This is a genomic window from Pseudomonas sp. HP_12 (assembly GCF_055283955.1).
The window spans coordinates 452,411-477,301 of the sequence record NZ_JBTOQG010000001.1; the positions used below are offsets into that span (position 1 = coordinate 452,411).

Annotated in this window: 21 protein-coding genes, 3 tRNA genes and 1 pseudogene; 17 read left to right on the forward strand and 8 right to left on the reverse strand. The window is 59.0% G+C overall.

What is annotated here, in order from left to right; all coding sequences use genetic code 11:
• Nucleotides 1-7: 7 nt before the first annotated feature.
• Nucleotides 8-2,674, forward strand: coding sequence for an excinuclease ABC subunit UvrA (locus ACYASU_RS01950; protein WP_463581765.1), 2,667 nt, complete (start codon nucleotides 8-10; stop codon nucleotides 2,672-2,674).
• Nucleotides 2,675-2,720: 46 nt separating this feature from the next.
• Here ACYASU_RS01950 and ACYASU_RS01955 read toward each other — a convergent pair.
• Nucleotides 2,721-2,807 (reverse strand) — tRNA-Leu (locus tag ACYASU_RS01955).
• Between the two features lie 231 nt (nucleotides 2,808-3,038).
• Between ACYASU_RS01955 and sodC the strand changes: the two genes are divergently transcribed.
• From sodC to ACYASU_RS01975, 4 genes are all read left to right on the forward strand, one after another.
• A complete protein-coding gene (gene sodC, locus ACYASU_RS01960; RefSeq protein WP_463581766.1) occupies nucleotides 3,039-3,557 on the forward strand; it encodes a superoxide dismutase [Cu-Zn] SodC in 519 nt (172 codons plus the stop codon).
• A gap of 838 nt (nucleotides 3,558-4,395) precedes the next feature.
• Nucleotides 4,396-4,638 (forward strand): ParA family protein, encoded by a 243-nt coding sequence (locus ACYASU_RS01965; protein ID WP_463581767.1) that lies wholly within the window; start codon nucleotides 4,396-4,398, stop codon nucleotides 4,636-4,638.
• Nucleotides 4,639-4,873: 235 nt separating this feature from the next.
• The gene (locus ACYASU_RS01970) at nucleotides 4,874-5,485 is read left to right on the forward strand and encodes a P-loop NTPase family protein (protein WP_463581832.1); all 612 of its coding nucleotides are present in this window, start codon (nucleotides 4,874-4,876) and stop codon (nucleotides 5,483-5,485) included.
• Nucleotides 5,482-6,165 (forward strand): hypothetical protein, encoded by a 684-nt coding sequence (locus tag ACYASU_RS01975; protein WP_463581768.1) that lies wholly within the window; start codon nucleotides 5,482-5,484, stop codon nucleotides 6,163-6,165. Before ACYASU_RS01970 ends, ACYASU_RS01975 begins: the two co-directional genes overlap by 4 nt.
• Nucleotides 6,166-6,653: 488 nt before the next feature.
• Here ACYASU_RS01975 and ACYASU_RS01980 read toward each other — a convergent pair.
• A pseudogene (locus ACYASU_RS01980) lies at nucleotides 6,654-7,235 on the reverse strand (DNA adenine methylase); the annotation flags it as partial.
• 195 nt (nucleotides 7,236-7,430) lie between these two features.
• On the opposite strand from ACYASU_RS01980, the gene ACYASU_RS01985 reads away from it, so the two are divergent.
• Nucleotides 7,431-8,276, forward strand: a complete 846-nt coding sequence (locus ACYASU_RS01985; protein ID WP_463581769.1) for a hypothetical protein — start codon at nucleotides 7,431-7,433, stop codon at nucleotides 8,274-8,276.
• A gap of 308 nt (nucleotides 8,277-8,584) precedes the next feature.
• Here ACYASU_RS01985 and ACYASU_RS01990 read toward each other — a convergent pair.
• The 6 genes from ACYASU_RS01990 to ACYASU_RS02015 form a co-directional block, all read right to left on the reverse strand.
• Nucleotides 8,585-8,658 (reverse strand) — tRNA-Cys (locus ACYASU_RS01990).
• Between the two features lie 45 nt (nucleotides 8,659-8,703).
• Nucleotides 8,704-8,779, reverse strand: a tRNA-Gly gene (locus ACYASU_RS01995).
• 61 nt (nucleotides 8,780-8,840) lie between these two features.
• Nucleotides 8,841-9,401 carry a CDP-diacylglycerol--glycerol-3-phosphate 3-phosphatidyltransferase gene (gene pgsA / locus ACYASU_RS02000; RefSeq protein WP_065990459.1) on the reverse strand — a complete coding sequence of 187 codons (561 nt, stop codon included), beginning with the start codon at nucleotides 9,399-9,401 and terminating at the stop codon, nucleotides 8,841-8,843.
• A gap of 32 nt (nucleotides 9,402-9,433) precedes the next feature.
• Entirely contained in the window at nucleotides 9,434-11,257 is a 1,824-nt protein-coding gene (uvrC, locus tag ACYASU_RS02005) for an excinuclease ABC subunit UvrC (protein WP_133774984.1), read from the reverse strand.
• Complete coding sequence (gene gacA / locus ACYASU_RS02010; RefSeq protein WP_065990451.1) at nucleotides 11,258-11,902, reverse strand: response regulator transcription factor GacA; 645 nt, start codon at nucleotides 11,900-11,902, stop codon at nucleotides 11,258-11,260.
• 191 nt (nucleotides 11,903-12,093) lie between these two features.
• Nucleotides 12,094-12,444 carry a helix-turn-helix domain-containing protein gene (locus ACYASU_RS02015; protein ID WP_346630441.1) on the reverse strand — a complete coding sequence of 117 codons (351 nt, stop codon included), beginning with the start codon at nucleotides 12,442-12,444 and terminating at the stop codon, nucleotides 12,094-12,096.
• A gap of 81 nt (nucleotides 12,445-12,525) precedes the next feature.
• On the opposite strand from ACYASU_RS02015, the gene ACYASU_RS02020 reads away from it, so the two are divergent.
• From ACYASU_RS02020 to ACYASU_RS02070, 11 genes are all read left to right on the forward strand, one after another.
• Entirely contained in the window at nucleotides 12,526-12,756 is a 231-nt protein-coding gene (locus ACYASU_RS02020) for a DNA-binding protein (protein ID WP_192173961.1), read from the forward strand.
• A gap of 395 nt (nucleotides 12,757-13,151) precedes the next feature.
• Nucleotides 13,152-13,304, forward strand: coding sequence for a hypothetical protein (locus ACYASU_RS02025; protein ID WP_463581770.1), 153 nt, complete (start codon nucleotides 13,152-13,154; stop codon nucleotides 13,302-13,304).
• Nucleotides 13,305-13,342: 38 nt separating this feature from the next.
• Entirely contained in the window at nucleotides 13,343-14,428 is a 1,086-nt protein-coding gene (locus ACYASU_RS02030) for a 3-deoxy-7-phosphoheptulonate synthase (protein ID WP_463581771.1), read from the forward strand.
• Nucleotides 14,429-14,729: 301 nt separating this feature from the next.
• On the forward strand, nucleotides 14,730-15,611 hold the full coding sequence (locus ACYASU_RS02035; protein WP_463581772.1) for an esterase/lipase family protein: 882 nt from the start codon (nucleotides 14,730-14,732) through the stop codon (nucleotides 15,609-15,611).
• Between the two features lie 108 nt (nucleotides 15,612-15,719).
• Nucleotides 15,720-16,001 (forward strand): peptidylprolyl isomerase, encoded by a 282-nt coding sequence (locus ACYASU_RS02040; protein WP_122624576.1) that lies wholly within the window; start codon nucleotides 15,720-15,722, stop codon nucleotides 15,999-16,001.
• Nucleotides 16,002-16,213: 212 nt separating this feature from the next.
• Nucleotides 16,214-18,082, forward strand: a complete 1,869-nt coding sequence (locus tag ACYASU_RS02045) for an extracellular solute-binding protein (protein ID WP_463581773.1) — start codon at nucleotides 16,214-16,216, stop codon at nucleotides 18,080-18,082.
• On the forward strand, nucleotides 18,082-19,146 hold the full coding sequence (locus ACYASU_RS02050) for a microcin C ABC transporter permease YejB (RefSeq protein ID WP_192131888.1): 1,065 nt from the start codon (nucleotides 18,082-18,084) through the stop codon (nucleotides 19,144-19,146). The genes ACYASU_RS02045 and ACYASU_RS02050 overlap by 1 nt, the downstream gene beginning before the upstream one ends.
• A complete protein-coding gene (locus tag ACYASU_RS02055; RefSeq protein WP_463581774.1) occupies nucleotides 19,146-20,168 on the forward strand; it encodes an ABC transporter permease in 1,023 nt (340 codons plus the stop codon). Before ACYASU_RS02050 ends, ACYASU_RS02055 begins: the two co-directional genes overlap by 1 nt.
• Before the next feature lies 1 nt (nucleotide 20,169).
• Nucleotides 20,170-21,753 carry an ABC transporter ATP-binding protein gene (locus ACYASU_RS02060; protein ID WP_463581775.1) on the forward strand — a complete coding sequence of 528 codons (1,584 nt, stop codon included), beginning with the start codon at nucleotides 20,170-20,172 and terminating at the stop codon, nucleotides 21,751-21,753.
• Between the two features lie 63 nt (nucleotides 21,754-21,816).
• Nucleotides 21,817-23,232: a sigma-54 interaction domain-containing protein gene (locus tag ACYASU_RS02065; RefSeq protein ID WP_463581776.1), complete on the forward strand. Its 1,416-nt coding sequence runs from the start codon at nucleotides 21,817-21,819 to the stop codon at nucleotides 23,230-23,232.
• Nucleotides 23,233-23,489: 257 nt separating this feature from the next.
• Complete coding sequence (locus ACYASU_RS02070) at nucleotides 23,490-24,881, forward strand: GntP family permease (RefSeq protein ID WP_463581777.1); 1,392 nt, start codon at nucleotides 23,490-23,492, stop codon at nucleotides 24,879-24,881.
• The last annotated feature ends 10 nt before the right edge of the window (nucleotides 24,882-24,891 follow it).

Genomic DNA, 24,891 nt, shown 5'->3' on the forward strand with positions numbered 1-24,891 from the left:
CTCACCCATGACCACACCGCCGCACCTGACAGATGACGCCCGCCCTGCTTCCTTCACCGTAGATGCCGACCGCCCCGGATTCGTCCGGGTTCGCGGTGCCCGTGAGCACAATCTCAAGGACGTGGACGTCGACATCCCCCGCGACGCGCTGGTGGTGTTCACCGGCGTGTCGGGGTCGGGCAAATCCTCCCTGGCGTTCTCCACCCTGTACGCCGAAGCCCAGCGCCGCTATTTCGAATCCGTCGCGCCCTACGCCCGACGCCTCATCGACCAAGTGGGCGTGCCCGACGTCGACTCCATCGAAGGCCTGCCGCCCGCCGTTGCACTGCAGCAGCAACGGGGTACGCCGAGCACGCGCTCTTCGGTCGGCAGCGTGACCACCCTGTCCAGCCTGATCCGCATGCTCTATTCCCGCGCCGGCACCTATCCGCCGGGCCAACCCATGCTCTACGCCGAGGACTTCTCGCCCAACCTGCCCCAAGGCGCCTGCCCCGAGTGCCATGGGCTGGGCCGGGTCTATGAGATTCCTGAAGAGCTGATGGTGCCGGACGATTCGCTGACCATCCGCCAGCGCGCTATCGCCGCATGGCCCTTGGCCTGGGGCGGTCAGAACCAGCGCGACATCCTGGTGACCCTGGGTTACGACGTCGACACCCCGTGGCGCGACCTGCCGAAAAAGGACCGCGACTGGATTCTGTTTACCGACGAACAGCCCAACGTACCGGTCTACGCCGGCCTGACGCCTGAAGAGACGCGTCTGGCGATCAAGCGCAAGGTCGAGCCCAGCTACCAAGGCACCTTCACCGGCGCCCGCCGCTACGTGCAGCACACCTTTGCCACCACGCAGAGCGCGCTGATGAAAAAGCGCGTCTCGCGGTTCATGCGCGGCAGCCCATGCCCGCTGTGCGATGGCAAACGCCTGAAGCGCGAAGCGCTGTCGGTGACCTTTGCCGGCCTCGACATCGGCGAGCTGGCGCAAATGCCGCTGTTGCGGCTGGCCGAGGTGCTGCGGCCGGTGGCAGCGGGCGTCTTCGCTGATGAAGATCGCGACAGCGCTGTGCTGGATCGCGAGCAAATGGCCAAAGCGAAAAAGAAGCGGGTCAGTGCAGGCGGTTCGGCCCACGACGCCGCACCGGATGTGCGTGCGACGCCGAACTTGTCTGTCGAAAAACGCCTCGCCGCTCAGCGTATTGCTCAGGATTTGCTGGCGCGGGTCAGCACCCTCACCGAGCTGGGGCTCGGTTACCTGGCGCTGGATCGCAGCACGCCGTCGCTGTCGTCCGGCGAACTGCAGCGGCTAAGGCTGGCGACGCAATTAGGCTCGCAACTGTTCGGCGTGATCTACGTGCTGGACGAGCCGTCGGCGGGTCTGCACCCGGCGGACAGCGAAGCCCTGTTTACAGCGCTGCAGCAGCTCAAGGCGTCCGGCAATTCGCTGTTCGTCGTCGAGCATGACCTGGAAACCATGCGCCGCGCCGACTGGCTGATCGACGTCGGCCCCGCTGCCGGCGAGCATGGCGGGCACGTGCTGTACAGCGGCCCTCCCGCAGGCCTGGCCGAAATCGAGGCGTCGCAAACGCGGCGGCATCTTTTCGCCGAACACACGGAGTTGCGCGCCGCAAGAAGGCAGCCCACTGACTGGCTGCGCCTGGAAGGCATCACCCGCAACAACCTCAACGAACTGAGCGCAGAGTTTCCGCTGGGCTGCTTCACATCCGTGACCGGCATCTCCGGCTCGGGCAAATCCAGCCTGGTCAGCCAAGCGCTGCTGGAACTGGTGGGCGCGGAGTTGGGACGCCCGGTCGCGGAAGTCGAAGCGGAAGAATCCAGCTTGGAAGACGACGCGCCGCAACCCACCGGCGGGCACATCGCTGGCGGATTGAGCGCGATCAAGCGTCTGGTGCAGGTCGACCAGAAACCCATCGGCCGCACCCCGCGCTCCAACCTGGCGACCTACACCGGGCTGTTCGACAACGTGCGCAAACTGTTCGCCGCGACGCCCGATGCGCAGAAGGCCGGCTACGACGCCGGACAGTTCTCCTTCAACGTCGCCAAAGGCCGCTGCCCGGTGTGCGAAGGCGAAGGGTTTGTCAGCGTTGAATTGCTGTTCATGCCCAGCGTCTACGCGCCCTGCCCAACCTGCCACGGCGCCCGCTACAACCCGGACACCCTGGCCATCAAGTGGAATGGTTTGAGCATCGCCGACGTGTTGCAGCTGACGGTTGAACAAGCGGTGGACGTGTTCGCCGAACAACCCGGCGTGCTGCGTTCGCTGACGGTACTGCGTGATATTGGTCTGGGCTATCTGCGCCTTGGTCAGCCTGCGACTGAACTGTCCGGCGGTGAGGCTCAGCGCATCAAACTGGCGACGGAGCTACAGCGCAGTCAGCGTGGCGCCACGTTGTACGTGCTTGATGAGCCGACCACGGGGCTGCACCCCACTGACGTGGATCGACTGCTGACGCAGTTGAACGCGTTGGTGGATGCAGGGCATAGCGTGGTTGTGGTGGAGCATGAAATGCGCGTGGTTGCGCAAAGTGACTGGGTGATCGACATCGGCCCGGGGGCTGGGGACAAGGGTGGGAATGTTGTGGCTGCTGGCACGCCTGAGTTGGTTGCGGATGTGGATGAGAGCCGGACGGCGCCGTTTTTGCGGAAGGTTTTGAGGGGGTAAAACGAAAAAGGCACTTGAGGTTGCTCTCAAGTGCCTTTCTTCTGAATGGTGCCCCGAGCCGGAGTCGAACCGGCACATCCTTTCGGACGACGGATTTTAAGTCCGGTGTGTCTACCAATTTCACCATCAGGGCGGTAGCACATATCAACCTTGACCTCCGCGTGCTGTGTAGCGAGGCCAGCTGATAAGAGTGGGGAATATATACACCCGCAGCCCTGGAGGCAAGTTCAAAGCTTTCGGATTCAATTGGTTACGTTTGTTTACCGTCGCAATCTCGATACCTTGTCTATGCTCTCTCCCAGCGAAGGGTGACACGCTCGCGCAGCTGTCCTGCCCTTCTTTAGACAAACTGAATGAGGTGTCTATGAAATCCGCTTTGTGGCTTGGCCTGATTGGAGCATTTTCGGTGAGCGCTCAGGCGGCGTCGCTCAATGTCCCAATGAACCTGGTGAGTGCCGATGGCGCCCCACAGCCTGTTGGCGAGATGACCATCAGCGAGACCGCTTACGGGCTGGTGTTTACCCCCGAGCTGAAATCTTTACCTGCCGGCATTCACGGTTTTCATGTTCACGAAAAAGCGAGTTGCGATTCGGGCATGAAAGACGGCAAAAAAGTCGCGGCACTGGCAGCAGGCGGCCACTTTGACCCGGCGAGCACCGGCAAACATCTGGGCCCTTATGGCGAGGGCCACTTGGGTGACCTGCCGGCGGTTTACGTCAATGCCGATGGCGTGGCCAACTACCCTGTGCTCGCACCACGCCTGAAGAAAATTGCCGACATCAAAGGCCACGCGCTCATGATTCATGTCGGCGGCGACAACCACTCCGATATGCCCATGCCATTGGGCGGTGGCGGTGATCGCATGGCGTGCGGTGTTATCTGACTCAAATTTGTTTCACTAAATCGCCGCCAGCCAAAAAGCCCGTAAGACGTTGATCGTACGGGCTTTGAATGAGAGGCCGAGGTCGGAATCGATCCGGCGTAAGCGGATTTACAATCCAAGTGTTAAATCCTATATTTTCAATAAGTTATGCGTTTCTAATTTCCGTGATGGCTGGTTCTTACGTATCCCGCAGACCGCTTTATATGATCCGTCAGGGATCGGGGGCGGAACTGAATCTTCCTATCTAGAACCGCTTATTCTTGAGCCTCCTTAAGCACAGGATAGGCTAGAAATACATCAGGCATGCCTTGGAGCCTAGGGGCCATCCCGGGTTTCCTGCAGATGTTCCAGATGACCAAAGGATGTCGAGGAATAACTGAATCTTTCTCAAATCTTGGTCCTTGAATCAGAACACGGGTAGGACACGCTGAGACGTAACCCAGTCAGGCATCGAGCCGGGCAGATTGAAGCGCAATGAAGGTTCCAAGACCGTGCAGTGGCGGGTCCAGTCCTGTCGGGAAAATGATCACGTGCATCAAAGCACGCGGCCGCCCCGATCAGGCTGTCAATTTTGTGCGCATCCGCCTATCGAGTCCGCCAAGTCTCCAGACCTTGAAACAACCTCCCCCTAGCCGAACGAATATGCTTTCGCTACTATCGGAGAAAAGCTGGCTGTCAAAGGAATGAACATGCTTCATGACGTTTCCAACCCGGTGGATAGACCTACCCCCCTCCCGCAGGGAGCTTTTAGCACTGCTTTCGAACTAAAAAGGGTTTCATCGCCTAACGGCCTTATTAATTGTCTTTATCGCCAGCCTATATCGTTAGAGGTTTATGCATGAAAATAATTACCCTTTATAACCACAAGGGCGGCGTCTCTAAAACCACTACCACATTCAATATCGCCACATATCTGGCCGATCAAGGCAAAAAAGTCTTGATGGTGGACGCAGATCCGCAGTGCAATCTGACGGAGATCGCGTTATCGCGGACTATCGACTCCCTCGACGCCAAGGCAGCAGCTAAGTCAGACATTAAAAAATTGATGATCTTCCGGGGACAAGTATCCTCGAAGCGCTGAATCAGAGGATTAAGGGTGACGTCGCATTTATTGATATTGATAAGATTCACCCACACGAAGTACATAAAAACCTGTATCTCCTTCGAGGCGCGGTAGATCTTAGCTCAATTGAGGATGATCTAGCAGAAGCACACGTGCAGCGCATGAGTATGCGCACAAATCTGATGAGAACATATGTAGCTATAGGGGATTTCTTAGTACGATTGGCAAATAAAGAAAATATGATTATATATTTATAGACGTAGGCCCAAGCTCAGGCGCTCTAACAAGAGCATTTTTCTTGGCCTGTGACGCCTTTTTTATTCCAGCTGCCCCTGATCGGTTCAATGTCCAAGCGATCGGCACGTTGTCAACAATTCTAAAGAGATGGATAAAAGATCACGATCAAGTACTGTCCCAGTATGAGGCAGTCGACATGCCAATTCGGCCAGGCAAACCTGTTTTCCTAGGTGCGGTAGTTCAAGCATTTAAAAAATATGCCGGCGAGGCCAAGCCTGGATTTAAGCTCTGGATGGGCAGACTGCCGTTGGAAATCGAAGAAAAATTACGTCCAGCACTGAGCGAGTTTGATGCCAACCCAGCTCTCTATCTCCCTACTCAGTCTCAGAAAGCACCGAACCCTATATCTGTAGAGATCCCTGATTTCAACCAGCTTGCCCCTCTCATGCAGGAGGTAGGTAAAGCAGTTTTCAATATCGATCGCCTAGATACAGCTTTAATCACGAAAAGTAAGAAACCGTGGGCGGGCAATAATTGGACTGGCGCACAAAAACGAATGACCCACTACAAAAAGCTATTTGAAAAAATTGCCCACACCATTGAAGCATTTGACAAATCCAAACCATGAAGATTGAACAGCAAATATTCTATGTTGCGTTTCTAGACATCCTAGGCTTTAAGTCTATGGTTGAAAGCGAATCCAACGGCGGAGAAGGAATTTACCTCAACAAATTATTCAAATGTCACAAGGAGGCCAAGACGCTCTTTGATGCTAACACGCTAACAACGGTCCAATTTTCTGACTCAATCGTAATATCCGAACCCTACAAGGCCAAAGCATTCTCTCGATTCATTACATCGATTGCAAAGTACCAGCGCATGTTGTTAGACGAAGGATTACTTTGCAGGGGCGGAATAGCAGTAAATCGACATTTCAGCAATGGCGCGTTCACTTTCAGCGCTGGTTTGATTGACGCCTACAAGGTAGAAAGCGAGACCGCGAGATTTCCGAGAGTCGTTATCTCCCCAAATGTTATTGATTTAGTATTTCCGACAAGAGAAATTTCATCCGAATTAATATTAGAAGATGACGGGCAGTACTTTATCGATTATTTAGGCATTACAAAAGACGTTAATCCAGAGCAACTGACCACTACAATTGAGAAAATTGTGACTGACCTTCGCCGCAGTACTAACTCCTCAGTTCGGGAAAAGGGAATTTGGCTTTCCCGGTACTCCGACGCTGTGCTTGGCTCACATTTTACACAGGCAAAATTCTCCTTCACGACCAAAGCCCGCTGTATCTGAACAAGATGGATCGCCACATGATTGTAGTAGTCTGCGCGCAAGTAGACATCTCCTATTGACCACGGGATTGATTCACGGGTGATTGGATCAGGTTTGACATGGGAAACCCCATTACGTGAACCCAACGCGGCGCACAGCTCGGCAAAAATTGGGGGCTCGCCGACATGGGGAGAATAACGCAGTAAGACCCTCGGGGCACTTGAATACACGTTCGGAGGAGATCCTTACCGCTGAAATGGCCCAACAACGTGTCGATCCGCGCGAACGCGCCAAGGATGTCGCGAACTGATGCTGTCGCCCACCGCGGATTAAACGAGGCAAAATTTGAGTTAGTAGGTGAGAAAAATCGATATTCAGGGCAAGTCATTACGCATCGGAACGATCAGATAGACACCATTCGGACTGAAAAGCAGCCAACTGGCTCACAGAATTGTTGAAAGCCGTAACCACGCATTTTAGGGGACTCTTTCGTGCCCCTCAGAAATGCCCGACATTTGCTCGTAGTTACTAAACTCGGACTCCACGCCGTATCCGTTCGTTTGCCAATACGGCGAGTCCATGTAATGGAAAGTATGGGCGCGGTCGTACCGCTCGGCGCACTCAAGCCAGGGGAGATTTTCGATGTGAGTTCCAGAAAGTCGCTGCCAAGCCGCTGAGAGCTTTTCTTCAATTCGCAGATCCATCGGTAGCAGTTCCTAACGTCTGGCCTGAAACCCGTCCGCCGAATGCGTGGTGCTGCAGAAAGAAGAACCGCGCAGCGCGCTAGATATCGGTGAGTGTTTCCAGTCGGGTGTGTTTGTGCCAGTCGAATATCTGGCGCGAACTGAGCGCCCACTGAAACTGACGGACAAGTTCCTCAAGGTGGTTCTGAACAATGCGGTACAGATTCACGAGCTCACCGTTGATGTCGTTGAGTACCTCGACGGGTGCCGGCTGGGGACCCAGAAGAAGAGCGCGGCGCCGCCGGCGAAGACTCCGACGTAGCATTCGTGCGGAGGGAAAAGCGGGATGAGGCGGTCAGCAAGACGACGTTTGCCGCCCATCCAAGGAATGATGGGAGAGTGATCCATTGTGTAAGCAAGCCTTATGGAGAAGGGTGACGGGCGCTAGACTCGATTCGCTTTGTGCACGAAGCGGGAGCCTTGGCTGGGATTGCAGGGGTATTCTGCGGGTTCGGCGGCCAGTCGGATGGTGGATCATCCGATCTGCCCGCTTCTTTCTAACGTGCCTGACGGAGTCAGGCATCATGTCTTGGAACTTTGCGCATGAAGCTTTTTGGTTGGAACAAGGAAAGAGTGGTTCAGGTCCGGATTACAAACGAGACTCTGACGTTAAATTCCCCTGCTGCTGCAGCACCCGAGCGTCCGATACAAGCGGAAACCAAACCGCTGAACTATGAGCTCGGGCTGAAGCTGGCGGCACTTGTAGCACTTATTTTGAACAGCCTGCTGGCGATCATCGGTTATGTAGACTTCACCGGTCAGCTGGAGACGTTGGGGATCAGTACTAATGAGATCGATCTGGGGCTGCCCACCCTTTTGTTTCAGGGTTATCTTGCGATCGTTCTGGATGGCTACACATACGTAGCATCCCACTTTCTACTAGGCGTATTGGGCCTGGCCTTGATTCCCTCCCTGGTGCTCTACTTTCCGGTATCAAAACTGTTTAAGTCCCGGAGTCCGATCGATAACTGGCTGTTTTGCATGATGCTGACGATGGGTCTCGTAATCGTTTCGATCATTCCAACAATTGGTTTGAAACGAGGCATTGATTCAGCGTATTCCACGTTTAAAAAAGAGAATCCCACTGAGGAAAGTAGCAAAATCTTGAGGCTGGGAACGAAGTCAACCATCCTGACAAAGGAAGGAGCCAAAATCAGCGGGCATACGGTATTTGCTTCTACGCTCTACACGTACGTTCTTCAGGGTGCCGAACTATTCAAGATTGCGAATCGTGACAATCACGTTGTAAGTGTCACGACTATTCACCCTGACGTTGACCAAGCGGCGAAGGCTGAAGCGCCTGCTAATCCTGACGCAGCGCCGAAACAGTCCTCGCAAACGTCTGACACGCTCTCAACCCAATCAATCCCCGATCCCAATCATCTATGATGCCGACAGTTCGCTGAACATGCGCTGGGGCAAGTTCGGCTCGACGGGCTTCATGAACCACGCTGCCGCCTGTGATGGTTAGCACTGAGCCGCCACCGGAATCGTACACAGCGAGTAGGACTAACAGCCGCATGTCAGCAGTCATCCGAGCCATCTGCTGGGACACTAGAAGGAAAAGATAACGACCGACGTTTAAAGGCGCATCGGGGAGTTTGTCAGCCCTACTAAATAGGAGGGTTGCGCCAACTCTGACCAAATCACCGCCCACAAAAAAGCCCGTAAGACGTTGGTCTTACGGGCTTTAAATGTGGAGGCCGAGGTCGGAATCGAACCGGCGTAAGCGGATTTGCAATCCGCGGCATAACCATTTTGCTACTCGGCCTCAAACGCTCAACGATCCAACCACTACCGCTAAACGCATACAAACTGGAGCGGGAAACGAGACTCGAACTCGCGACCCCGACCTTGGCAAGGTCGTGCTCTACCAACTGAGCTATTCCCGCTTTGTGTGGGCGCCATTCTATACACTCAAATGACCCCGTCAACCCCTTGATTTAAAAATACTTATTTTTCATCTGTGGTCGTGCGCAGATGCGGCCATGCCGCGCGCAGGTATTGCACCATCGACCAGAGCGTAAGGCCCGCCGCGATCATCAGCAGTACGTAACCCAACACCACCCAGAAGGTAAACGCAGGCGGGTTGGCAAGCAGGATGACCAGCGCAAGCATTTGCGCAGCGGTTTTCCATTTGCCCAGGTTCGACACGGCTACCTGTGCCCGTGCCCCCAGCTCGGCCATCCACTCGCGAAGCGCCGAGATGACAATCTCGCGGCCGATGATCACAGCGGCGGGCAGCGTGAGCCAAAGGTTGGCGTGGGCTTGTACCAGCAACACCAGCGCAACGGCCACCATCAACTTGTCAGCCACCGGATCGAGAAACGCTCCGAACGGTGTGCTCTGCTCCAGGCGTCGTGCCAGGTATCCGTCCAGCCAGTCGGTCGCGGCTGCCAGGGCAAATACCGAACTGGCGGCCATGTAGCTCCAGTGGTACGGCAGATAGAACAACAGAATGAAGATCGGAATCAGCAGGACACGTAATACGGTGATCAGATTAGGGATATTCATCGGCACAACTGGCTACGAGGTGAGCGAGCATTCTACTCGCTGTGCAGGTTTGCATAAATCGACTCTGCGAGCTTTTTGCTGATTCCCGGCGCCTTGGCGATTTCTTCGATGCTGGCCCGGGACAATTCCTGAAGACCGCCGAAATGCTTGAGCAGATCGCGACGGCGGGTCGGGCCCACCCCCGCAACGCCTTCCAGGGTTGAAGTACGACGGGTTTTACCGCGTCGCGCACGGTGCCCGGTGATGGCAAACCGGTGAGCTTCGTCGCGGATTTGCTGGATCAAATGCAACGCGGGGGAATCGCCCTTGAGGGTGAACTCATGGGCCGCGTCATTCAAGTAAAGCGTTTCGAAACCGGCCTTGCGTGTAGCGCCCTTGGCGACGCCCAGCAAAATCAGGTCGGGGATCGCCAACTCGTTCATCACGTCGCGGGCCATGCTCAACTGGCCCTTACCGCCGTCCACCAGCAGGATGTCCGGCAATTTGCCCTCGCCGTCCTTGATTCTGCTGAAGCGACGGGTAAGGGCCTGGTGCATGGCGGCGTAGTCGTCCCCCGCCGTGATGCCTTCAATGTTGTAGCGGCGGTAGTCCGACTTGATCGGGCCCTCGGGACCGAACACGACGCACGACGCCACCGTCGCTTCACCACTGGAATGGCTGATGTCATAGCATTCCAGACGCTGCGGCGGCTCCTCGAGTTTGAGCACTTGGGCCAACGCTTCAAAACGCGCAGTGACGTGCTGCCGGTTGGCGAGGCGCGCCATCAGTGCCTGCTCGGCATTGGTCACGGCGAGTTGCTGCCAGCGCGCACGGGTGCCACGCACCCGATGGCTGATGATGATTTCGCGGCCGCGTGACGCATCGATGGCGTCGATCAGCGCAGGGAAATCCTCGCTGACCACGTTGACGATGACTTCGCCGGGCAATTCGCGCTCGCCACCGCCCAGGAAATACTGGGCAAGGAAGGCGGACATGACCTCGCCCACCTCCTCCTCGATCCCGACCTGGGGGAAGAAATTCTTGCTGCCCAACACCCGCCCGCCACGCACGCTGATCAGATGGACGCAGGCGCCGCCCGGATTGACGAACGCCGCCACGACATCGACGTCGCCGGTACCGCCGTCCATGCTCTGCTGATCCTGGACGCGGCGCAGCAGGCCGATCTGGTCACGCAGCTCGGCCGCGTGCTCGAAATCGAGGTTCATTGCCGACTTTTCCATCAGCGCATTGAGTTCGTCGGTGAGGGCATTACTGCGGCCTTCCAGAAACATCACCGAGTGACGCACGTCCTCGTTGTAGATCTGCGGCTCCACCAGGTTCACGCACGGCGCCTTGCAGCGCTTGATCTGGTACTGCAGGCAAGGCCGCGTGCGGTTCTTGTAGAAGCTGTCTTCGCACTGACGAACGTGAAAGGTCTTCTGCAGAATGCTCAGGCTTTCGCGAATGGCGCCGGCGCTGGGGTAAGGCCCGAAGTAGCGGCCCTTGGCCTTTTTCGCGCCGCGATGGATGCTGAGCCGGGGAAATTCGCCGTCGGACAGGTGCACGTAGGGGTAGGATTTGTCGTCGCGCAGCAGGATGTTGTACGGCGGGCGCGACTCCTTGATCAGGGTTTGTTCCAGCAGCAGCGCCTCGGTTTCGTTGGCGGTGATGGTGGTTTCAACCTGAGCGATCCGCGCGACCAATGCGCCTGTTTTCGGGGCGTGGCCGGTCTTGCGGAAATAGCTGGCGAGGCGTTTCTTTAAATTCTTGGCCTTGCCGACGTACAGCAGCTTGCCGTCGATATCGAACATCCGATATACGCCGGGGCGGCCACTGCAGGTGGACAGAAAAGCGCTGGGATCAAACGGTTGGGTCATTTATGCGCTGGCGTCGACCATGCCATGACGAACGGCCAGCAGGGCCAGCTCAACGTCACTGCTAATCGACAGCTTCTCGAATATGCGGTACCGGTAGGTATTCACGGTTTTGGGGGACAGGCAAAGCTTGTCGGAAATCGTCTGCACTTTCTGGCAGCCGACAATCATAAGGGCAATCTGGATTTCCCGCTCGGACAAGAGATCGAACGGCGAATTGCTGGTCTGCGGCTGGAACGATTTGAGTGCCAGTTGCTGGGCGATCTGCGGGCTGATGTAGCGCTGCCCCGCGAACACCAGGCGAATGGCCTGAACCATCTCGGTCAGACCGGCGCCCTTGGTCATGTATCCCGCCGCGCCGGCCTGCAGCAGCCGTGTGGGAAACGGATCTTCTTCGCACACCGTCACCGCCACCACCTTCATGTCGGGGTGGCTGCGGATGAGCTTGCGCGTGGCTTCCAGTCCGCCGATGCCAGGCATCTTCACGTCCATCAGCACGACGTCGGGTTTCAGCTCACGGGCCTTCTGCAACGACTCTTCACCGGACTCGGCCTGCCCCACCACCTGCAAGCCTTCGATGTCGGCCAACATGCGCGTGATACCTGTCCGAACCAGATCGTGGTCATCGACAACCAGCACCCTAATCAAGCAGACACCTCACCGAACGATTCATGGCGGCTACCCGCCACGTTAACAAAAGAAAGTACGCGACCTGCTCTGGAGCACTGCTCGTGCATGTGTGCCAGATGATCTACAACGATGCCGACAAGCTATCATCATCGACCGCAAAACTTGATAAAAATCTTCAAACATACGACCGCTGCATCCCTCGCAAAGTCCTAGGGCTTCTTGTCCGGGGCATAGCTGCTCTGGTATTCAGCCAGGGTAGTCGTCAGCCGGCAGATGGCATCCTGCTCTTCCTTGCCGAGGGTGCGGTAACTGCCCACCATCCACTCCTCGTTTTCACTCAGGCTGACGATGGGCACGGGGGTGCGCGACCCCGTCAGCACGTACAACACATCAACACCGCGAAGGGCGACCCGGGCCAGGTAATCGGCCTTGGGCGTGCGCTCGCCGTTTTCATACTTGCCCTGTGCATTGGCTTCCACGCCGCCGATTTCACCGAATGCGCGCTGTGAAAGCCCCAAGCGCTCACGCTCTTCCCTAATTCGGGCACTTATTCCACTCATTTGAATGTATAGCCTTGTTGACATCACTCTTTTGAGTGATAGAATCGAAATAATTTGAACGAACTTGAACGGTTTTGAACTATGCCCGGAATCCGTACTGCCGCACAAGCCAAGGCTTGGCTGGAACAGCAAGGCAAATCGGTTCAAGAGTTTGCCAGGGAGCACAACGTGGACCCGGCGACGACCTATCAAGTGCTGTCCGGGCGAAAGAAGGGACGGCGGGGCGAGTCGCACAAAGTCGCGGTGCTGCTGGGAATGAAGATCGGCGTGATACCGCTTGAAGGCGGCCCTGCGAAAGTGCCTGAGGACTGAATCGGCATTTTGCCGTTTTAACTGCTTCTTGGTAAGCAGCCGGCCTCAATCACCCCGATTGCAATTTCCAATTGAAGAATCCGACGGGTCTGAAGTAAGCTCGGCGGCATTCCACGGAGACAGACCATGTTGCCTTCCCCTTTCACCCAGTTGTTCGCCGCCGACGGTTCACGTCTGGCCGAGCGTGCGGCTGCCTGGAATGCGACAGCATCTATCGCTCCTGCATCTTATTTTTATGGGTATTGGTTTAGCCACTGGCGCGCCTGATACCCACACGGCGCCCTGAACTTCGGGACGCCCACCAGAGATAACTCTCACCCCCGGTCGGCTTCCCGACCGGGGGTTTTGTTTTTCTGGGCCACCCATTTTTGACCGATTGATTTGAGGAACTGCACATGAACCACACCCACTATTACCGCTACGACACCGACTTCGCCTGGCGATTTAGCAACCTCCGCTCGGGACAGCCTGCCGCCTCCGATCGGTCACTGACAGGTGGCATCGCCCTGCTCACAGCCAATCCGGCCAATTGTCGAACACCCCAGTAGGTCCGCGCGGGAACGCCCGCCGACCAGGAAGCCAGCACATGAATTCGCCCGTAGTCCGCAACACCCTCATCGATCTGCCGTCCAGCGCCGTCACCCTGAATGACAGCTGCCCTGCCCCGAAACGCCTGCCCACGCCGTTCGCGCTGAAACATCAGCTGCCGCTGGACGCTGCCATGACCGCACAGGTCGCCGCTCACCGTCAGTCGATTCGCGCCATTCTCAATGGTGAAGATTCGCGCCTGCTGGTCGTGGTCGGCCCGTGCTCGATCCACGATCCCCATGCCGCCCTTGAATACGCCGAGCGCCTGGCCCGTCTGGCTGCCGAAGTCAGCGACCAGATGCTGCTGGTGATGCGCGCCTACGTCGAGAAGCCCCGCACCACGGTGGGCTGGAAAGGCCTGGCGTACGATCCCTCGCTGGATGGCAGTGACGACATGGCCGAGGGCCTGGTCCTGTCACGGCAGTTGATGTGTGAAATGGTCCGCCTCGGCCTGCCTATCGCCACAGAGCTGCTGCAGCCGATGGCGGCGGGTTACTTCGATGACCTCCTGAGTTGGGTGGCGATTGGCGCAAGAACGACCGAATCGCAGATCCACCGGGAAATGGCCAGCGGCCTCGGCGTGCCCACGGGCTTCAAGAACGGCACCGACGGCGGCATTTCCGTGGCCTGCGACGCCATTCGCTCGGCGGCCCACGCGCACCGGCATTTCGGCATGGATTCCCAGGGCCACCCGGCGATTATCGAGACGTCGGGCAATCCCGACACTCACATCGTGCTGCGCGGCGGTCACGGCGGTCCCAACTATGACGCGGCCAGTGTCGCCGCGGTGAATGCCAGCCTGGCGAAGCACCGCATGGCCGCGCGCATCATGGTCGATTGCAGTCACGCCAACAGCGGCAAGGATCCGCTGCGTCAGCCGGCCGTATTCAACGATGTGCTGCAGCAACGACTGGCCGGCGACCGAACACTGATCGGCATGATGCTGGAAAGTCACTTGTTCGAAGGCTGCCAGCCCTTGAGTGCTTCACTCAAATACGGCGTGTCAGTGACGGACGCGTGCCTGGGCTGGGAGTCCACCGAGCGCCTGCTGCGCGATGGCGTGAACAGACTGCGCTACAGGTAACATTTGCAAACGGGAAGCCGGTGCCAGCCATGCGTCCGGCTTCCCTCCGCGGCGTCGTCGTTGTCAGCCACCGCCCGTCACAGCTAAGGCGCCGATCGTGGGAAAGCGCCCCACCCACCCGGCGGATTTGGGCCGCAACGCCTGCGCCTTTTCCAGCCTCCCCGGCAACCAAGGCCTGTAGCGATCAAAGGCTCGCCACAACCTGCATCAGCCGGCGCATTGCCATGCACCGCCGCGCCCTTCCCCTATCACTTCCGCTGGTTACGCTCGATCCCTCTCCGCCATACAAGGAATGATCGACATGTACAGGGAAGTCACCACCAAGTACCCACTTTTGCTGGTCCACGGCTTGTTCGGTTTCGACCGGATAGGCAAGGTGGACATGTTCCATGGCATCCCCGAGGCGCTGGAGAAAGCCGGCTGCAGGGTTCATGTGCCGGCGCTGTCCGGCGTCCACGACAACGAAACCCGCGGCGAGCAGTTGATTGACCAGATCGAACGCTTCCTGCGCCGCACCGGCTACCTGAAAGTCAACCTGATCGGGCACAGCCAGGGCGCGCTGACCTCCCGCTATGCCGCTGCGTTGCGTCCGGATATCGTGGCGTCGGTCACCTCGGTGAGCGGGCCCAATCACGGCTCGGAAGTAGCCGATCGAGTACGTCGGGCGCTGACACGCGGGCAAATGCCTGAAGCGGTCGCATCACGGATGACCGCAGGTTTCGCGCATTTTCTTGCGCTGTTGAGCGGCAACGCGGACTTGCCCCAGGACCCGATTCAGGCGCTGGATGCGCTGACCACCGAGGGCGTAGCAGCGTTCAACAGCAAGTATTCCCAAGCGCTGCCATCGACGTGGGGCGGTGAAGGCGCCGAACGGGTCAACGGCGTTCACTATTACTCGTGGAGCGGCTGCATCGACGGCTCACTGTTTTCCGAAGGCCGCAATGCCATGGACCCGCTGCACCTGGCATTGCGCAGTTACGCGCTGCTGTTCGAGAAGGAAGCCGCGTCCAATGACGGCTTGGTTGGCCGCTTCAGCTCCCACCTGGGCAAGGTGATCCGCTCCGACTACCCGATGGACCATGTGGACTCGATCAATCAGAGCGCCGGTCTGGTCCGCAAGCAGGTCGATCCGGTAAAGCTGTACGTGGACCATGCCGGTCTGCTGTTCAGCAGAGGTCTTTGAGCGACGATGTCGTCTGTCACGGCAAGACAAAGGCGCCTGAACTTTCTCGGGAAACGCGGCCCTTATTCCGGTACGCTCGTTTCTTTTTTTTTCACAGGAGTCATCAAAATGGCCAAAGCCACTGCCCGCCACATCCTCGTATCCAGCGAAGAGAAGTGCAACGAACTCAAAGCTCAGATCGAAGGCGGCGCTGATTTCGCCGAAGTCGCCAAAGAGAACTCCAGCTGCCCGTCCAGCCGTCAAGGCGGCGACCTCGGCTCCTTCGGGCCGGGTCAAATGGTCAAGGAATTCGACACCGTGGTGTTCAGCGCACCGGTGAACGTCGTCCAGGGCCCGGTGAAAACCCAGTTCGGTTATCACCTGCTGGAAGTGACCAGCCGCCAGGACTGATCCGCCGCGCTGCTGCACGAACGGCCCGCCCTTGAAAGCGGGCCGTTTGTTTATCGGATCCCTGCTCCAACGCTGTATTGTCCGGTTACAAAGGCTTCGGCTTTGCGGTACCTTGCCACCGGGGTAACCAATAAAAAAACCGGAACGGCCAGCCGCGCCGTCATGACCTTCAACCCTGATATTGGTCACCAATGTCAGTCAGGATTCGTGCAATGCGTTTTGTTTTGTCATCGCTGATGGTTGCAACACTCGTCCTCGTTTCAGGTTTTCAGGTTCTGTCCGCCGCCCCTCAACACGCGTTGACCGTTTACGGCGAGGCGCCACGCTATCCGGCGAATTTCGAACACTTCGATTACGTGAATGCCGCCGCTCCGAAAGGCGGGAGCATGCGCCGCTCGGCGCAGGAAATCGGCCAGTTCGATCACATCATGCCGTACCTCGACAAAGGCACCGGCGTCTCCCAGGTCAACGGCTTGCTTTACTCGCCCCTGGCAGTCAAGTCGCTGGACGAGCCCTACACCGTGTATGGCCTGATCGCAGAGAAAATGGAGCGCGCTCCCGACGGCATGTCATTGCGTTTCTACCTGAGCCCTAAAGCGAAATTCTCCGACGGCTCGCCCATCACCGCCGAAGACGTGCGCTACACCTACAACCTGCTGATGACCCAGGGCAGCCTGTCGTACCGCACCGAGTTTCAGGACGTCAAAGGCGTGGAAGTCGAGTCGCCGACGCAAATTAGGTTTGATTTCAAAAGCAGCGAAAGCCGCACCCTGCCGCTGGATCTGGCCTCGCTGCCAGTGTTTCCCGAACATTGGTGGAAGGACCGCGATTTTGCCAACGGCGGCGGCTTCGAGATCCCGGTGGGCAGCGGCCCGTATCGCATCGGCAAGGTCGACCCGGGTCGCAGCGTCACCTTCGAACGCAACCCCGACTGGTGGGGCAAGGACCTGCCGGTCAATCGCGGCCAGTACAACTTCGATCATTTCAGCGTCGAGTATTTCGGCGACACCGACGTCGCCCGTCAGGTGTTGCGCGGTGGCGGTTACGACTACAACCGCGAATATTCCGCCACCGGTTATTCGATCGGTTATGACAGCCCGGCCTTGACCGAGGGCCGTCTGCAGCGGGCGCACCTGGCCAAGGGTGCGGTGCAGAGCTCCCAGGGTTTTATCTTCAATCTGGACCGTCCGAAGTTTCAGGACCGTCGCGTGCGCCAGGCGCTGGCGATGCTGTGGGATTTCGAGTGGACCAACAAACAGATGATGCGCAACGTCTATGTGCGCCAGAACAGTTACTTCTCCAACAGTGATCTGGCGGCGACAGCGCTGCCCACCGAGTCCGAGCTGAAGATTCTTGAGCCGCTGCGCGGTCAGGTGCCTCCGGAAGTCTTCACCACGGTGTTCCAGACGCCGAAAACCGATGGCAGCGGCTTCATTCGCGACAAACAGCTGCAAGCCTTGGCGTTGCTCGAAGAAGCAGGCTGGATGCCCCAGGGTGACAAGCTGGTCAACGCCCAGGGCGAACCGTTGAGTTTTACTTTTCTCAACGGCCAGAGCGGCTTCGAGAAAATCCTGCTGCCCTACAAGCGCAATCTGGCGCAGATCGGCATCGATTTCGAAATCCGCCGCATCGACTCGGCACAGTACCTGAACCGGGTCATGGCCCGGGATTACGACATGATCGTCACCGGCTACGGCGTCTCGACCTCCCCCGGAATGGAGCTGTACAACAACTTCGGCTCGAAAGTCGCCACCGATTCCGGCTCCAGCAACTACATGGTCCTGCGCGACCCGGCCGTCGACACACTGATCGAGGGCCTGGCCAAGGCCGACAGCAAGCCCGCGATGATCGATTACGCCCATGCCCTGGACCGGGTGCTGCAGTGGGGCTTCTACTGGATTCCCAACTATTACCCGCCCGGCTCGTCCACGGTGTGGTGGAACCGATTCGGCATTCCCAAGGTGCAGGCCAGCAACAGTGAGGCCATCGACACCTGGTGGGAAGTCAGCCCCCAGGCACTGACCAACGAAGAGTTCGCCCGACAACGGGGCGCTTCGGCCATTCCCTCGGAGGTCAAGTAATGCTCGGCTACCTGATGAGGCGCCTGCTGCTGATCATTCCGACGCTGCTGTGCATCCTGCTGGTCAACTTCTTCATCGTGCAGGCCGCGCCCGGCGGACCGGTCGAGCAAGCCATCGCCAAGCTGCAAGGCGTCGCGGGCGGCACCATTGGCGCAGGCCACACCGAAACCATGAACGCCGGCCAATCCCGGGCCAGTCGCGGGCTTGACCCCAAGCTGATCAAGGAAATCGAGCATCAATACGGCTTCGACAAACCCTTGCATGAGCGCTTGTGGCTGATGCTGAAGAACTACGCGCAGCTGGATTTCGGCAACAGCTTCTTTCGCGGCGCCAAGGTGACGGACCTGATCCTGCAGAAAATGCCCGTCTCTATCTCACTGGGGCTGTGGGCAACATTGATTACCTACCTGGTGTCGATCCCCCTGGGCATCCGCAAGGCGGTCAAGCACGGCAGCCACTTCGACATCTGGAGCAGCACGGCCATCATCATCGGCTACGCGATGCCGGCCTTTCTGTTCGCCATGCTGCTGGTGGTGCTGTTTGCCGGCGGCACGTCGCTGAGCTGGTTCCCGGTGCGCGGCCTGGTGTCCGAAAACTTCGATCAATTGAGCACCCTCGGCAAGATCGCCGACTACTTCTGGCACTTGGTATTGCCTGTGACGTCACTGGTGATTGGCGGCTTCGCGACGCTGACCATCCTGACCAAGAACTCCTTCCTCAACGAAGTCACCCGCCAGTATGTGGTGACCGCCCGGGCCAAAGGCCTGAGCGAGCGGCGGGTGCTTTACGGCCATGTGTTCCGCAACGCCATGTTGCTGATCGTGGCCGGCATTCCCCAGGCGTTCATCAGCGTGTTCTTTGCCGGTTCGTTGATGATCGAAGTGATCTTTTCCCTCGACGGCCTCGGCCGCATGAGTTACGAAGCCGCGGTGTCGCGGGACTACCCGGTGGTGTTCGGTTCGCTGTTCATCTTCACGCTGTTCGGGTTGCTGATAAAGCTGGTCGGGGACATCTGCTACACCCTGGTCGACCCCCGAATCGACTTCAGCGCGAGGAATGCGTGATGCGCATACTGTCTCCGGTGGCTCGCCGTCGCTTCGAGCGTTTTCGCAATAACCGCCGCGGCTGGTGGTCGCTGTGGCTGTTCTGCGGGCTGTTTGTGCTCAGCCTGTGCGGCGAACTCATCGCCAACGATAAACCCCTGGTGCTGAGTTATCAGCACGAACTGTACTTCCCCGCCTTCAAGCGCCACACCGAGCAGGAGTTCGGCGGCCAGCTGCCGTTTCAGCCGGACTACCGCAGCGATTACGTGCGCCAGCTGATCAGCAAGGGCGACGGCTGGATGCTGTTTCCGCCGATCCCGTTCAGCGATGACACCCCCAACTATGACCTGAACAAGCCCGCGCCGAGCCCGCCTTCCTCGATCAACTGGCTGGGCACCGACGATCAGGCCCGGGACGTGCTGGCCCGGGTGATTTTCGGCGCGCGGGTCTCGATTCTGTTTGCCTTGGCGCTGACCTTCATCAGTGCGCTGATTGGCATCACTGCCGGCGCATTGCAGGGCTATTACGGCGGCTGGGTGGATTTGCTCGGCCAGCGCCTGCTGGAAGTCTGGTCCGGCCTGCCGGTGCTGTACCTGCTGATCATTCTGTCGGGCTTCGTCGAGCCGAATTTCTGGTGGCTGCTGGGGATCATGGCGCTCTTTTCGTGGCTGGCGCTGGTGGACGTGGTGCGCGCCGAGTTCCTGCGCGGGCGCAATCTGGAATACGTCAAAGCGGCGCGCGCGCTGGGATTGAGTGATCGCAAGGTGATCCTGCGGCACATCCTGCCCAACGCGATGAACGCGACCCTGAGCTATCTGCCGTTCATTCTGACCGGGGCGATCTCCACGCTGACCGCGCTGGATTTCCTCGGCTTCGGTATGCCCGCCGGCAGCGCGTCCCTGGGCGAGCTGATCGCCCAGGGCAAACAGAACCTGCAGGCGCCATGGCTGGGCTTCACGGCATTTTTCACACTGGCGCTGATACTGTCGCTGCTGGTGTTCATTGGCGAGGCCCTGCGGGATGCCTTCGACCCGAGGTCCTGAGATGTCCGAAAACCTGATCGAAATCCGCGACCTCTCGGTGTCGTTCAACGGCCACACGGTGGTCAAGCACCTCAGCCTGGACATCCCGGCCGGCGAGTGCCTGGCATTGGTCGGAGAGTCGGGCTCGGGCAAATCGGTGACGGCCCACTCGATCCTGCAACTGCTGCCCCAGGCCGGCACGCTGAGCACCGGCAGCATTCGTTATCGCGGCAAGGAGCTGCTCGGCGCCGATGGCAACGTCATGCGCGAGCTGCGGGGCAATCAGATCGCGATGATCTTTCAGGAGCCGATGACATCGCTGAACCCCTTGCACACCGTGTCCCGCCAGATCGGCGAAACCTTGTTGCTGCATAAGGGGATGGCGGGCAAGGCAGCCCAGGCGCGGATTATCGAGCTGCTGGAGCTGGTCGGCATTCAGCACCCGAAGAAGCGCCTGAAGGCCTACCCCCATGAGTTGTCCGGCGGTCAACGCCAGCGAGTGATGATCGCCATGGCGCTGGCCTGCGAGCCGGAACTGCTGATTGCCGATGAGCCGACCACGGCGCTGGACGTGACGGTGCAGCGCAAGATCCTGCTGCTGCTCAAACAGCTGCAGCAACGGCTGAACATGTCGCTGTTGCTGATCAGCCACGACCTGAATCTGGTGCACAGCATCGCCCAGCGGGTGTGCGTCATGCGCGCCGGGGAAATCGTCGAGGAGTCCAATTGCCAGCTGTTGTTCAAGAACCCGCAACACCCTTACAGCCGCTTGCTGCTGGACGCGGAACCGGCGGGCGAGCCGTTGCCCCGGGACACCCGCGAGAAGGTGCTGGAGGTCGACAACCTGCGCGTCTGGTTCTCCCTCGGCGGCGGGATTTTCAACCGGCACCACGAGTACCTGAAAGCCGTCGATGACATCAGCCTGAGCATCGAGCGCGGCAAAACCCTGGGCATCGTCGGCGAATCCGGCTCGGGCAAGTCGACACTTGGTCAGGCCATCCTGCGCTTGCTGGAATCCCGTGGCAGTATCCGCTTCAAGGGTCATGGGCTGGACAGCCTGAATCAGAAGCAGATGCGCCCATGGCGCAAGCAGATGCAGGTGGTGTTTCAGGACCCTTACGGCAGCCTCAGCCCGCGCATGTCGGTGGCACAGATCATCAGCGAGGGCCTGGAAGTTCACAGCGACCTGGACAAGGTCAGCTGTGAGGCCGAAGTGATTCGCGCGCTGGAGGAAGTCGGCATCGACCCGTCGAGCCGGCACCGCTACCCCCACGAGTTTTCCGGTGGGCAGCGGCAACGTATCGCGATTGCACGCGCCCTTGTGCTCAAACCTGCCTTGATATTGCTCGACGAACCGACCTCTGCGCTGGATCGCACCGTGCAGAAGCAGGTCGTCGCGTTGTTGCGTCAGTTGCAGGAACGGCATGGCCTGACTTACCTGTTCATCAGTCACGACCTGGCGGTGGTCAAGGCGCTGGCCCATGACCTGATCGTGGTCAAGGACGGCAAGGTGGTCGAGCGCGGCGCGAGCCATGATGTGTTCGATGCGCCACAGCACCCCTACACCCGGGAATTGCTGGCGGCAGCACACCCCGGTTTCAACTGAAGCCATTTTGAATCTGTAGTCTGTGCGGCCAGATGCCGAGGAACAGTAAGGACGGAACCGCACATGAAAGACAGTGAGAGCCTGAAGGATTACCGACGCGTTCGGCGACTGGCGATTCGTTCGCTCTTCGAGATCATCGAGCAGTCCAGCGAAGGCACGGTCATCGTCGACCGCGACGCGCGCATCGTCTGGATCAATGAGCGCTACGCACGCCGCTTTGGCCTCGAAGACCCCAGCCGCGCGGTGGGTCAGCCCTGCGAACAGGTGATTCCCGGCAGCCTGCTGCGTCAGGTGGCGAGCAACGGTCAGCCGATTCTGCTGGACATGATGGACACGGCGAAGGATCCGCTGGTGGTCATGCGCCTGCCGATTCATGACGACGGCGGCGCGGTGATCGGCGCCATCGGTTTTGCGCTGTTCGATGAGCTGCACGCGCTGTCGCCGCTGCTCAAGCGCTATTCGAGCATGCAGCAGGAGCTGGCCTCGACCCGCTCCCTCCTGCGCGCCCGTCAGGCCAAATACAGTTTTGCCCACTTCATCGGCACCAGTGCCGCCAGCCTGGAAGTCAAACGCCGCGCCCGGCGCAGCGCCAGCACCGATTCGCCGGTGTTGCTGCTGGGTGAAACCGGAACCGGCAAGGAGTTGCTGGCCCACGCCGTGCACAATAGCTCGCCACGGGCGCACAAACCCTTCATCAGCATCAACAGCGCGGCCATCCCCGAAGCGTTGCTTGAGGCGGAGTTCTTCGGCACCGCCCCCGGCGCATTCACCGGCGCCGACCGCAAGGGGCGCCAGGGCAAATTGCACCTGGCCGAGGGCGGCACGCTATTTCTTGATGAGATCGGCGACATGCCCCTGCCGCTGCAGAGCAAGCTGCTGCGCGTACTGCAGGAAAAAGAGTACGAACCGGTGGGCTCCAACGAAATGATCAAAAGCGATGTGCGCCTGATCGCGGCGACCTCTACGGATCTCGAAGCGGCGATCAAGCGTGGGGAGTTTCGTGCTGACCTGTATTACCGGTTGAGCGTGTTGCCCATCCAGGTGCCGCCGTTGCGCGAGCGTCTGGATGATATTCCGGCGTTGACCGAAGCGATTCTCGAGGACCTGCGCAGCCAGCACGAACTGGCGCCTGCAGCCATGACCGCCCTCGCACAGCATGCCTGGCCGGGCAACATTCGCGAGCTGCGCAACGTGCTCGAACGTGCGGCATTGCTCAGCGACGATCTGCAGCTCAATCCCGGCGACATCCGCGCGGCCATCGGCACGCTGGTTCCCGTGACCAGTCCGCTGGCAACGGCCTCGTTGGCGTCCAATGATCAGACGTACAGCGAGGCGCGGCAGCATTTCGACCGGGAGCTGATTCAGGCGAAGCTGGCGCAGTGTGCGGGGAACGTGATTCTCGCGGCCCGGCAGCTGGGACTGGGGCGTTCGACGCTGTACAAGAAAATGGCAGCGCTGGGGATCGCCGAGTCTCAATAGAGAGACTGGCTGTCCATGATGCTGGACTGATCGATGGAAGCCTTGATACAGAGCTTTCGCCACCCAGGGCAACGGGTGGGTCACATGCCGAATTCCACAATCCTGGTCTCATTTCCTGGACGAATCCGACCCCCTGCCCTGACGCCACCGAGCAAATCTCTTAGGAATCAGCCAGTTAGCGCACTGGCATGAAAGTAGCTATACCTCCTGTTGCGCGGCCTCGCCGCACCCAAAACAAAAACAACAGGAGACACTCGATGAGTGTGATCATCGCTTTAGCGGCCCTTACGCTGCTGATGCTGGCTGCCTACCGGGGTTACAGCGTCATCCTCTTTGCCCCCATCGCGGCCCTCGGTGCCGTGCTGCTCACCGACCCCTCTGCCGTGGCGCCCGCCTTCACCGGCGTGTTCATGGACAAGATGGTCGGCTTCGTCAAACTCTACTTCCCGGTGTTTTTGCTTGGTGCCGTGTTCGGCAAGCTGATCGAGCTGTCGGGTTTTTCGCGCTCTATCGTGGCGGCAGCCATACGCCTGCTCGGCACCCGCCAGGCGATGCTGGTGATCGTGCTGGTCTGCGCGCTGCTGACCTATGGCGGTGTGTCGCTGTTTGTGGTGGTGTTTGCGGTCTACCCGTTCGCCGCCGAGATGTTCCGCCAGAGCAACATTCCCAAACGGCTGATTCCGGCGACCATCGCCCTCGGTGCGTTTTCGTTCACCATGGACGCCCTGCCCGGCACCCCGCAGATCCAGAACATCATCCCCTCGACCTTCTTCAACACCACGGCGTGGGCGGCGCCGTGGCTGGGCCTGATTGGCACGGCGTTCGTGTTCAGCGCCGGCATGCTGTTTCTGCAGCGCCAGCGCAACAAGGCCCAGCGTGCCGGCGAAGGCTACGGCACTGAGTTGCGCAACGAGCCGGACACCCCGGACGACATCGCCCTGCCCAACCCGTGGATCGCACTGGCGCCGCTGTTGCTGGTGGGGATCATGAACCTGCTGTTCACCCAGTGGATTCCCCGGTGGTACGGCAAGACTCACACCCTCGCGCTCCCGGGTATGGCGACGCCGGTGCAGACCGACATCGCCAAGATCACCGCGATCTGGGCCGTGGAAGCAGCGTTGCTGGTGGGGATTGTCTTTGTGCTGCTGTTCGCTTTTAGGACAGTGAAATCGAAGCTGGCCGAAGGCAGCAAGGGTGCGGTCAGCGGTGCACTGCTGGCGGCCATGAACACGGCGTCGGAATACGGTTTTGGCGCTGTGATTGCTTCGTTGCCCGGATTCCTGGTGCTGGCCGATGGACTGAAGAGCATTCCCAATCCGCTGGTCAACGAAGCGATTACCGTGACCTTGCTGGCGGGGATCACCGGTTCGGCGTCCGGGGGCATGAGCATTGCGCTGGCGGCGATGTCCGATAGCTTTATCGCGGCGGCCCACGCGGCGAACATTCCGCTGGAGGTGTTGCACCGCGTCGCGGCCATGGCCAGCGGCGGGATGGACACGCTGCCGCACAACGGCGCGGTCATCACCCTGCTGGCGGTCACCGGCCTGACCCACCGCGAGGCATACAAGGACATCTTCGGCATCACCCTCATCAAGACACTGGCGGTGTTCGTGGTGATCGGCGTTTTCTATGCAACCGGCATCGTATGAGGAATTGAAC

Excerpts from the sequence above, each read along its gene's own strand:
- ACYASU_RS02055 (WP_463581774.1), top strand. The coding sequence starts at position 19,146 with ATGCGCATACTGTCTCCGGTGGCTCGCCGTCGCTTCGAGCGTTTTCGC.
- ACYASU_RS02050 (WP_192131888.1), top strand. The coding sequence starts at position 18,082 with ATGCTCGGCTACCTGATGAGGCGCCTGCTGCTGATCATTCCGACGCTG.
- ACYASU_RS02030 (WP_463581771.1), top strand. The coding sequence starts at position 13,343 with ATGAATTCGCCCGTAGTCCGCAACACCCTCATCGATCTGCCGTCCAGC.
- ACYASU_RS02060 (WP_463581775.1), top strand. The coding sequence starts at position 20,170 with ATGTCCGAAAACCTGATCGAAATCCGCGACCTCTCGGTGTCGTTCAAC.
- ACYASU_RS01965 (WP_463581767.1), top strand. The coding sequence starts at position 4,396 with ATGAAAATAATTACCCTTTATAACCACAAGGGCGGCGTCTCTAAAACC.
- sodC (WP_463581766.1), top strand. The coding sequence starts at position 3,039 with ATGAAATCCGCTTTGTGGCTTGGCCTGATTGGAGCATTTTCGGTGAGC.
- ACYASU_RS02035 (WP_463581772.1), top strand. The coding sequence starts at position 14,730 with ATGTACAGGGAAGTCACCACCAAGTACCCACTTTTGCTGGTCCACGGC.
- ACYASU_RS01975 (WP_463581768.1), top strand. The coding sequence starts at position 5,482 with ATGAAGATTGAACAGCAAATATTCTATGTTGCGTTTCTAGACATCCTA.
- ACYASU_RS02070 (WP_463581777.1), top strand. The coding sequence starts at position 23,490 with ATGAGTGTGATCATCGCTTTAGCGGCCCTTACGCTGCTGATGCTGGCT.
- uvrC (WP_133774984.1), bottom strand. The coding sequence starts at position 11,257 with ATGACCCAACCGTTTGATCCCAGCGCTTTTCTGTCCACCTGCAGTGGC.
- ACYASU_RS02045 (WP_463581773.1), top strand. The coding sequence starts at position 16,214 with ATGCGTTTTGTTTTGTCATCGCTGATGGTTGCAACACTCGTCCTCGTT.
- ACYASU_RS01950 (WP_463581765.1), top strand. The coding sequence starts at position 8 with ATGACCACACCGCCGCACCTGACAGATGACGCCCGCCCTGCTTCCTTC.
- ACYASU_RS02040 (WP_122624576.1), top strand. The coding sequence starts at position 15,720 with ATGGCCAAAGCCACTGCCCGCCACATCCTCGTATCCAGCGAAGAGAAG.
- pgsA (WP_065990459.1), bottom strand. The coding sequence starts at position 9,401 with ATGAATATCCCTAATCTGATCACCGTATTACGTGTCCTGCTGATTCCG.
- ACYASU_RS02025 (WP_463581770.1), top strand. The coding sequence starts at position 13,152 with ATGAACCACACCCACTATTACCGCTACGACACCGACTTCGCCTGGCGA.
- ACYASU_RS02015 (WP_346630441.1), bottom strand. The coding sequence starts at position 12,444 with ATGAGTGGAATAAGTGCCCGAATTAGGGAAGAGCGTGAGCGCTTGGGG.
- ACYASU_RS02065 (WP_463581776.1), top strand. The coding sequence starts at position 21,817 with ATGAAAGACAGTGAGAGCCTGAAGGATTACCGACGCGTTCGGCGACTG.
- ACYASU_RS01985 (WP_463581769.1), top strand. The coding sequence starts at position 7,431 with ATGAAGCTTTTTGGTTGGAACAAGGAAAGAGTGGTTCAGGTCCGGATT.
- ACYASU_RS02020 (WP_192173961.1), top strand. The coding sequence starts at position 12,526 with ATGCCCGGAATCCGTACTGCCGCACAAGCCAAGGCTTGGCTGGAACAG.